Annotated in this window: 5 protein-coding genes; 4 read left to right on the top strand and 1 reads right to left on the bottom strand. The window is 69.9% G+C overall.

Annotated elements, in window-relative coordinates:
* The coding region (locus ASE78_RS09135) for a hypothetical protein (protein ID WP_235514959.1) at positions 1-341 on the top strand (341 nt) is incomplete at its 5' end.
* Here ASE78_RS09135 and ASE78_RS09130 read toward each other — a convergent pair.
* Entirely contained in the window at positions 294-1,253 is a 960-nt protein-coding gene (locus ASE78_RS09130; protein ID WP_082467098.1) for a M48 family metalloprotease, read from the bottom strand. The genes ASE78_RS09135 and ASE78_RS09130 overlap by 48 nt on opposite strands.
* Here ASE78_RS09130 and ASE78_RS09125 point away from each other — a divergent pair.
* The 3 genes from ASE78_RS09125 to ASE78_RS09115 all read left to right on the top strand — a co-directional run bounded on the left by ASE78_RS09125 (position 1,252) and on the right by ASE78_RS09115 (position 6,926).
* On the top strand, positions 1,252-3,864 hold the full coding sequence (locus ASE78_RS09125) for an O-antigen ligase family protein (RefSeq protein WP_082467097.1): 2,613 nt from the start codon (positions 1,252-1,254) through the stop codon (positions 3,862-3,864). The genes ASE78_RS09130 and ASE78_RS09125 overlap by 2 nt on opposite strands.
* Positions 3,865-3,969: 105 nt before the next feature.
* Entirely contained in the window at positions 3,970-4,680 is a 711-nt protein-coding gene (locus ASE78_RS09120; RefSeq protein WP_162233472.1) for a polysaccharide biosynthesis/export family protein, read from the top strand.
* A 23-nt stretch (positions 4,681-4,703) separates the two neighbouring features.
* Complete coding sequence (locus ASE78_RS09115) at positions 4,704-6,926, top strand: GumC family protein (protein ID WP_082467095.1); 2,223 nt, start codon at positions 4,704-4,706, stop codon at positions 6,924-6,926.
* The last annotated feature ends 9 nt before the right edge of the window (positions 6,927-6,935 follow it).

Raw genomic sequence — 6,935 nt, 5'->3', positions numbered from 1 at the left:
CCCCCCGGACCAGCCACCGCCGGCGCGCCAGGCCGCTCGACGAGCGCATCTGCCACATGATCTGCCCGATCGCCGCGGCGATGGTCGGGGTCTGCCTGACCGGGATCGGGCTGCTTCACGTCACCTTGTCGCTGCACCGCCAGCACAGCTTCGCCGACGACCTGCTCTCGATCGATGCGCTGACGTTCCTGATCGCGACGCTCAGTTCCTATTTCGCGATGCGGACCCAGTCGGCACGGCGGCTCCACCGGCTGGAACGGATCGCAGATGCGACGTTCATCACCGCGATGCTGTTACTGACGGCGGCCTGTTTCATCATCACCTATGTGCTGAACGCCTGACCCGTCCCCGGCCAGCACTGCGCGCAACGCGGCGATACGGACGGCGGTGGCGGGATGGTCGCGATCGAGCCAGTCGATCCGCCCGCGCGACACCGCCTCCAGCAGCGGGATCGCGGCGGCGGGCGCAAAGCCGGCATCGGCCATGATCGCCACCGCCAGCCGGTCCGCCGCCAGTTCCTGCGCCCGCACGTCCACCCGGTCGCGTGCCGCCCGGCGCGCCGCGACATGGCCGAGCAGGATGTGCGCCATCTCGTGCGCCATCGCAAAGGCGAGCGCATCGTCCCGCGACGCAAGCCGCGCGAGGCCGGACGTGACCGCGATATAGCGCCCGTCGGCGCGGGCGTTGACCCCGTCCTCGATCGCGACCGCGAACCGTGCCGCGCATCCCGCATCGCCGGCCAGCGTCAGCGACAACGCCTGCCCGTCGCGCCGGATACCGATCGTTACCGGCCCCCGCGCCAGTGCGCCGGCCAGATAGTCGACCATCCGTTCGGTCCGGTCGAACGAAGCCGCCGCGCCGATCGCATCGCGCGCGAAGCCGGTCAGGTCGCCGCCGTCGATCGCGACGATCTCATCGCCCGCCCGCACCCCGGCCCGCGCCGCCGCGCCGTTCGCCACGACCGCGCGGACGCCGAAACCATCGCCCAGTCCCAGCGACTTGGCGATTGCGGCACGGTCGCTTTGCGCATATCCGCCGATGTCGTGGAGTATCAGGCCGGACATCTTCTCGGGCACCGCGCAGCGCGCCTGTGCGCCGCGCGCCAGACGATAGCCGATCGTGGCGATGCGGGTTTCCAGTGCCAGATCGTCGTCGACCGGTGAGCGTCCGGCCGATGCCGGCATCGCGATCATGCACAGCACGAGCGCGATCCATCGCCACCACGGCGCGAACAATCTGGAACGGATGACCATGGCCCGCAGCGCCTCCTTCGCCGGCGGATCGCACGCCCCGCGCCGATCCGCAAATCTTCCCTATCCGGATGCCGGCGGGGCGGACGACCGCGCGTGGCGGGGTGAGGTCGTGCCGCTCGTCTATCTCGCCTTCGTCCTGCTGCTGGGTGGCGGCGGCACCTATTATCCGCTGGTCGAAACGGCGATCGAATGGGCCGCGATCGGCGTGATCGGCTGGTCGACGCTGCGGCTGCGCCATGCCGCGATCGGCCCGTTCGGCAAGGCGTTGCTGGCGCTCGCCGCGCTCGCGCTGCTGCTGCCGCTCGCGCAACTGATCCCGTTGCCATGGAGCGTGTGGAGCACGCTGGGCGGGCAGGAACAGGCCGTCGCCATCTACCGCATCCTCGGCTGGGAAGGCGTATCGCGACCGCTCAGCCTCTCCCCCGATGCCACGCGGGCGACGCTGCTCGCGCAACTGCCGGCGCTGGCCGCGCTGCTGGCGGTGCTGGGGCTGTCATGGACCGCACGGCTTGTTGCGTTGCGTATCGTCGTCGCAATCGCGCTGCTCGGCATACTCGTCGCCGCGCTCCAGATCGCGGCCGGGCCGGATGCCGCGCCGCTGCTCTACGACACCGCACACCGTGGCTATGGCGTCGGGCTGTTCGTCAACCGCAACCATCAGGCGGTGTTCCTGCTGGTCGCGATGCTCGTATCGACCGTCCCCGGCGTGCTGGTTCCCGATCGGCGCGGCGTGGGCGGCATCGGCCGCCTGCCCTTCCCCGCGCTCCTTGCGATCGTCGCCCTGCTGGCGATGGGCGTGCTGGCCAGCGCGTCGCGGACCGCGCTGCTGCTCCTGCCGCTGGCGCTGGCCGGTGCGCTGCTGCCCTTCGTCCGCCGGGTGCGACGCGGTCGCTGGCTGCCCGCGACGATCGGCGTCGCCATGGTCGCGGCGGTCGCGCTGTGGTTCACCCCGCTGGTGCAGGGGGTCCTCGCCCGCTTCGCGACGGTCGGGGAAGAGGATCGCTACAACTACTGGGACAACAGCCTGTTCGCGCTGCGCCAGTCGCTGCCATGGGGCACGGGCTTCGGCAGTTTCCAGACGGTCTATCCCGTCGTCGAACCGCTCGACCAGATCCAGTTCCTGACTGTGCCGCACGCGCATAGCGATTATCTCGAACTGGCGATGGAGGGGGGCGTGCCCGCGCTGGCGCTGGCGCTGGCCGGACTGGTGCTGGTCGGCTGCGGGCTGGTCGCGGCGTTGCGCGCGGGCGGGGCCGATGCCACGACCCGGCGCGGCGTGGCGATCGGGGCCACTGGCGGCATCGTCATGCTGCTGGCGGGATCGATCGTCGATTTCCCGCTGCGGATGAGCGCGCTGCTGACCTTGTTCGCGGCACTGGTCGCGCTGCTCGCGCCACCGGCGGTCGTGCCGGCACGCCGGCGCAGCGGCATCGCGTGGCGGATTGTCGTCGCGGTCGTCCTGCTGGGCGCCGCATGGCAGGCGCTGGCGCAAGGATTGTCGCAGCAACTGATGCACGGCCGGCAAGGGGCCGCCGCCTCGCAGGTCGCGCCATGGTCCGGCCGGGCGTGGGCAATGGTCGCTGCACAGCACCCGCTTCCCGGACAGGCGGCGGCGGCGGAAGCCGCCGCCCGCCGCGCGCTTGCCACCCGGCCGATGGACGCGGTCGCGGTGCGGGTCGCGGGGCTGGCCGCCATCGCGCGGGGCGATACCGCGACCGGACAGACGCTGCTGCGACAGGCGGCCCAACTCGGCTGGCGCGACGCACCGACGCAATTGTGGCTGGTGCGTGAGGCGATCAACGCCGGCGCGTTCGACTTCGCGCTCGAACGGATCGACGCGCTGCTGCGCCAGCGGCAACTGGCGCCGATCCTGTATGCGCAGATGAGCCGGCTGTTCGATCTGCCCGAAGGCCGCAGCGCGATTGCCCGGCGACTGGCCGAACGCCCCGGCTGGCGACAGGGATTTCTCAACACGCTCGCACGCGGTGCGCCCGACCGCGTCGATGCGCTGGCCGCCTTCTATGGCGATCTGGCGCGGGCCGGCGTGCCGGTTCGCACCGACGAGGTCCGGCTGACGCTGTGGCGACTGGCCGAGGCCGGCGACATGGTTGCCGCCGAACGGCTGTGGCGGATGGCGGGCGGCACCGGGCGGATCGGCAACGGCGGGTTCGATGGTCCGGCCGGCGCATTGCCGCCCGCCGCACCGCCGTTCGACTGGCGCGCGCCGCCCGCCGCCGGGGTGCGCGTCGCGATCGGCGAGCCCGACCAGCCGTGGAACGGACAGGCGGTCGAGATCGCCGCCGATGCCGGGTCCGCCGGCACGCCGCTGGCGCAGCGGACCCGGTTGCTGCCCGGCACCTACCGGCTGGGCTTCGTCCTGCGCAGCGACGGTCCGGTCCCCGCGCTCGACTGGATCGTCGCGTGTGGCGACGCGCCGCCGGTCACGGCGACGCTGGCCGCACCGGTCGCGGATCGTGGCTGGCAACGCTACGCCGGGACCATCCGCCTGCCCGGTCGGTGCGACGATGGCGAACTGCGCGTCCGGCTGGGCGAGACGAACCGGGCGGTGTCGGCGTGGATCGACGACGTGACGCTCGCCCGGACCGGCTGATCGACCGCGCCACACCCACCCGATGCGCATGATCGCGTGGGTTGCGGTAGGCGGCCGTCAAAAAGAATGATACGGCCTGCACCGGGGTTTGAGCGGGATGATGGAATGACGCTTGGGGTAGCTTCTCGGCGACGCGCGTCGCTGACGGCGGTACTATGTCTGGTGGTCGGCGCGTGTTCGGGGCCGAACATCGGGCCGAACGTGCGGTCGGGCAGCGCGGCCTATGAGGTGATACCCGCACCGGTCGGCGAACTGACCGCGCAGGACTATCGCATCGGGCCGCTCGATTCGGTCGACATCACCGTGTTTCAGGAAGGCGACATCTCCAGCAAGGGCGTCGTCGTCGATGCCTCGGGCGATCTGTCGATGCCGCTGATCGGACGGATTCATGCCGGGGGGCTGACCACGACGCAGCTCGCCGAGGTGATCCGCCAGCGTCTCGGCGCACGCTTCTACGTCAATCCGCAGGTCAGCGTCGTCGTCTCCAGCTCGGTGTCGCAGCGCATCACCGTGCAGGGACAGGTGACGGAACCCGGTATCTACCCGATCCAGGGCGCGACCACGCTGCTCGACGCGATGGCGCTCGCCAAGGGCGAAACCGAGAATGCCGCGCTGAACGAAGTGCTGGTGATCCGCTATGTCGAGGGCAAGCGGATGGCGGCGGTGTTCAACGTTGCCCGCGTCCGTCGCGGCGACGATCCCGATCCGGCGATCCTCGCGCGCGACGTGGTGATCGTCGGCAACAGCAACCTCAAGAAGATCTGGCACGACACGCTGCGCGCCGCGCCGCTGTTCGGCGTCTTCACCCAATTCTGACGCTCGGGAACCAGGACCAGGCGATGATGCAACAGGCGACCGGCGGATTCGATACCGCCCCCGACCGGACGATCGGTCCGCGCGACACCGGCCGGCACGCAGCCGCGGCCGGCGACGATCCGTCGTTGCTGCCCGATGCGGAGGACGAGGCGGGTTTCGATCCGCGCGCCATCTGGGCGGTGCTCTATCGCAACCGGCTGGTGATGATCCTGATCGTCGCGCTGGCGCTGGTGCTGGGCGTCGTCTCGATCATGGTGACGCCGCGCATCTATCAGGCGCGCTCCAGCGTGCAGATCGATCAGCAGGTCGCCAAGGTGCTCGGCACCGAGGATTCGGAACCGGCCACCGCCGGCGGCGATGCCGACCGTTTCCTCCAGACGCAGGTCGACGTCATCAACAGCCGGGCAATGGCCAAGCGCGTGTCCGACAGCCTTGGGCTGGCGGCGAACGACGCCTTCCTCGAATCGATGGGCGGCCGGGCCAAATTGCCTGTGCCGGGCGAACGTCGCATCGATCAGGTGCTCGACACGCTCCAGAACAATCTAAACGTCGACCTGCGCCGCAATTCGCGCGTGGTCGGCGTCCAGTTCAAGAGCCGCGACCCGGCCCTCGCCGCGCGCATCGCCAACAGCTATGCGAACAATTTCATCGAGAGCAACATCCAGCGCAAGTTCTCGACCTCGGCCTATTCGCGCGAGTTCCTCCAGAATCAGCTCGGGCTGGCCAAGGGGCGGCTGGAAGCATCGGAGCGCTCGCTCATCAACTATGCCCGGTCGGCGCAGTTGATCGACGCCAGCACCGGCGCGCGCCGGACCGGCCAGCCCGATGGTCCGCAGTCGCTGGTGACGGCGAACCTCGTGCAGTTGAACGAAAGCTATGCGACCGCCGCCGCCGCGCGGGTGCAGGCGCAGCAGCGCTACGAACAGGCACGCGCCACGCCGCTGCTCTCGCTGCCCGACGTCTTGTCGAACCCGGCGGCGCAGGAGATGCTGCAACGCCGCGCCGAACTGAACGGGCAGCTCAACCAGCTTCGCGAACGGTTGAAGCCCGATCACCCGACCGTCATCCAGGCGACGGCACAGCTCGACGCGCTCAACGCGCAGTTGAACCAGCTCGCCGGCAGCATCCTCGCGTCGATCCGCAACCAGTATCTGACCGCGCAGCGCCAGCAGGATGCGATCGACCGGCAGGTGTCGGGGCTGAAGAGCGCGACGCTCGCCGAACAGGATCGCGGCGTGCAGTACAACATCTTCAAGCGCGAGGTGGATACCAACCGCCAGCTCTACGAAAGCCTGCTCCAGCGTTTCAAGGAGGTGAGCGCCGAGGCCGGCGTCGCGACCAACAACATCACGCTGGTCGATAGCGCCGAAGCGCCGCGCCGGCCGACCTCGCCGCGCCCGCTCGTCAACATGGCGCTGGCGCTGGTGGCGGGCGTCTTCCTCGCCGGCCTCTATGCCTTTGGACGCGAGCGGCTGGACGATGCGATCCGCGATCCGCGCGACGTGGAGACGAAGCTGCACCTGCCGCTGCTGGGTGTCGTGCCCGAGCAGGAGGAGGGCGATCCGCTGGTCGCGCTGCGCGATACCAAGTCGGAGATCGCCGAGGCCTATTACGCGATCCGCACCTCGCTCGAACTGTCGTCGAACCAGGGGCTGCCGCGCTCGCTGCTCGTCACCAGCAGCCAGATGGCGGAAGGCAAGTCGACCACCTCCTATGCCCTCGCCCGCGATTTCGCGTCGATCGGGCATAAAGTCCTGCTGATCGATGCCGATCTGCGGCGGCCGTCGCTCCACCGGCTGATGAACATGAGTGCGGCCGACAAGGGCCTGTCGACCGTGCTCGCCCGGATGACCCCGGTCGAGGATGCGGTGGTGTCGACCGACACCGACAATCTGTCGTTCCTGCCCGCAGGACCCTTGCCGCCCGATCCCGCCAACCTGTTCGCGGGCACCGTGCCGGCCGACCTGCTGGCGAAGCTGGGCGAACGGTACGATCTGATCGTGCTCGACGGGCCGCCGGTGCTGGCGCTGGCCGATGCGACCGCGCTCGCGTCGTCGGCCGCCGCGACGGTCATCATCGCCGAGGCGGGTGGCGCGCATTACGGGCAGGTGCGCAACGCCATCACCCGGCTGGTCCGCGCGCAGGGCCATGTGCTCGGCTGCATCGTCACCAAGTACAACCGTCGCAAGTCGGGCTATGCCGCGACCGGCAATTATTACCGCTACGATTACCGCGCGAAGGAATAGCGCGGACGG

It is taken from the genome of Sphingomonas sp. Leaf25, from assembly GCF_001421635.1.
GTDB lineage: Bacteria > Pseudomonadota > Alphaproteobacteria > Sphingomonadales > Sphingomonadaceae > Sphingomonas.
The sequence above is the reverse complement of the archived record's forward strand: the minus strand, read 5'-3'. Positions and strand labels throughout refer to the sequence as shown.

Bases quoted from the DNA above. Each gene is read 5' to 3' on its own strand.
- ASE78_RS09125 (WP_082467097.1), top strand. From the start codon at position 1,252: ATGGCCCGCAGCGCCTCCTTCGCCGGCGGATCGCACGCCCCGCGCCGA.
- ASE78_RS09130 (WP_082467098.1), bottom strand. From the start codon at position 1,253: ATGGTCATCCGTTCCAGATTGTTCGCGCCGTGGTGGCGATGGATCGCG.
- ASE78_RS09120 (WP_162233472.1), top strand. From the start codon at position 3,970: ATGACGCTTGGGGTAGCTTCTCGGCGACGCGCGTCGCTGACGGCGGTA.
- ASE78_RS09115 (WP_082467095.1), top strand. From the start codon at position 4,704: ATGATGCAACAGGCGACCGGCGGATTCGATACCGCCCCCGACCGGACG.